Consider the following 2058-nt stretch of genomic DNA (forward strand, 5'->3'; position numbering starts at 1 on the left):
TGTTCGAGGGGCTGCCTGCAGCCTTTATAGAAACTATCCCCAGTGGGCGGTAGGGGACCCCCTCGGGGTCGGGGCTGTCAGTAGGGCGATCTGGGATGCGGTTTGTCCGCTTCCGGACGAACAGCCCCCTTCGTTTCCGCCTCCTCTGAACCAAACCCCTTTGGGGGGGCGGTGTGAGTGTGTTCCTTATGAAATCGTTGTTTCCCGACGCGTAGACGGAGTCCAGCAATCAAATATTGTTTTTCAGGTTAATGGCCCGGTCACGGTCCGTGGTTGGGTGGAGGGCGCCCACGGCGAATATGATTTTCGGATAGACCATCGGCAATGGTCCAACTGTTCTGTTCAGACCTTTACGAACATCTACGCCAATATCAGGTTAGAGGACATCTCTCCCGCTGATACCTGGGTGGAGGTACTTGCTATCACCCGGGTAGACGGGGAGCCCGACCGCTGCGGCTATCAACCCCCCATCTACCCTCCGGTTCTCCCTCCCGGGGAGCCGGAGACAAACTTTGAGATCCCTATAGAAGTGTCTCCCGGGGTGTCGATAAACATCCCTGTGGTTTTCGTCAAGCCGAGCCTGGATATTGGGGTGGATCTGAGGCCCCAGATCACGCTCAGTCCAAGCTTTAACCTGGACTTAGGGCCTGACATCGACGTAAATATTTCTCTGGGTTTTGGCGGGCCGAAGATTAGCGTTCAGCCGAAACCCCAGCCTCCAGGCGCCCCCCCGGGGCCCCCCCCGCCCCGGCCCCCGCCCCGCCCACCGCGGGGGGGGGGGCCCCCGCCCGCCGGCGGCCGCGGCGCGGCGCGGTGATCAGGCGCAGCGGACTTCGGGCCACCCGGCCCTCCCGCCGCAGGAACCGGTAGAAGGTCCGCAGCGCCGACAGCCGTCGCGCGATCGAGCCGCGCGCGTACCGGCCGTGGAGGGACGCCAGGTATCGCCGCGCGACGGCCGGGGTCACCGCGTCCCACCCGCGCACGCCCTCGGCGGCCAGAAAGCGGCGGAAGGCCTCCACGTCGCGGCGGTAGGCCGCCAGCGTGTGGGGCGAGGCGCCGGCCTCGGCCTCGAGGGTCTCCAGGAACGCCGCCAGATCGCGATCGATGGCGACCACGGGTCAGTGCGCCAGACCCGGGGGACCGGCCCCTGCCGTCGCGGGCGCGCGGTCGCCGGAGGCGGGGGCGGGCTCGGCCGGCTCGCGGTGGCCGCAGGCCGCGTTGGTGCAGCGCAGCTCCGGCCCGCGGCGGAGCGGCTTGGACACCATGAGGCTGCCGCAGCGCGGGCAGGGCCGGTCCACCGGCCGGTCCCACGAGGTGAAGGTGCACGCCGGGTAGGTGGCACAACCGTAGAACGTGCGGCCCCGCCGCGTCCTCCGCGCGACGATCTCCCCGCCGCAGCGCGGGCAGGCCACGCCGATGCCGACCGGCCGGGTGTACCGGCACTCCGGATAACCCGAGCAGGCGATGAACTCGCCGAAGCGGCCGTGCTTGCGCACCAGGGGCCGGCCGCACTCCGGACAGGCCTCGCCGGTCTCCACCTCGGGGAACTCCACCTCCACGATCTGCTTCTCCGCCCGCTGCAGGTCGCGCTCGAAGGGGGCGTAGAACTCCCGGACGACTTTGACCCAGTCGCGTCGACCCTCCGCAATCTCGTCCAGCTCCTCCTCCATCTGGGCGGTGAAGTCCAGGTCGACGATGTCGGGGAAGTGTTCTACCAAGAGATCGGTGACCAGCATGCCCAGGTCGGTCGGTGCCAGGCGCCGTTCCTGCATGTGCACGTAGCCGCGCGACTTGATGGTCTCCAGCGTGGGCGCGTAGGTGCTGGGACGGCCGATCCCCAGCTCCTCCAGCGCGCGCACCAGGGAGGCCTCGGTGTAGCGCGGCGGCGGCTGGGTGAAGTGCTGTCCGGGCTGGACCTCCAGCAGGCGCAGCGGCTGGGCTGCGGACAGGGCAGGTAGCCACGCCTCCCCGTTCTCCTCTCCGTTCTCCGCGGCCTCGCGGTAGAGCGCCAGGAAGCCGGGGAAGCGCACGCGTGCGCCGGCGGCGCGGAAGAGGAAC

General features: G+C 68.7%; 2 protein-coding genes. Both read right to left on the reverse strand.

Annotated features, from left to right (window positions below; genetic code table 11):
- Nucleotides 1-692 precede the first annotated feature (692 nt).
- Complete coding sequence (locus tag K6T56_12620) at nucleotides 693-1115, reverse strand: site-specific integrase (GenBank protein ID MCL6557184.1); 423 nt, start codon at nucleotides 1113-1115, stop codon at nucleotides 693-695.
- Nucleotides 1116-1118: 3 nt separating this feature from the next.
- Nucleotides 1119-2058: topoisomerase DNA-binding C4 zinc finger domain-containing protein (locus K6T56_12625; protein ID MCL6557185.1), on the reverse strand; the 940-nt coding region annotated here is incomplete at its 5' end.

It is taken from the genome of Burkholderiales bacterium, assembly GCA_023511995.1.
Lineage (GTDB): Bacteria > Pseudomonadota > Gammaproteobacteria > Burkholderiales > Thiobacteraceae > Thiobacter.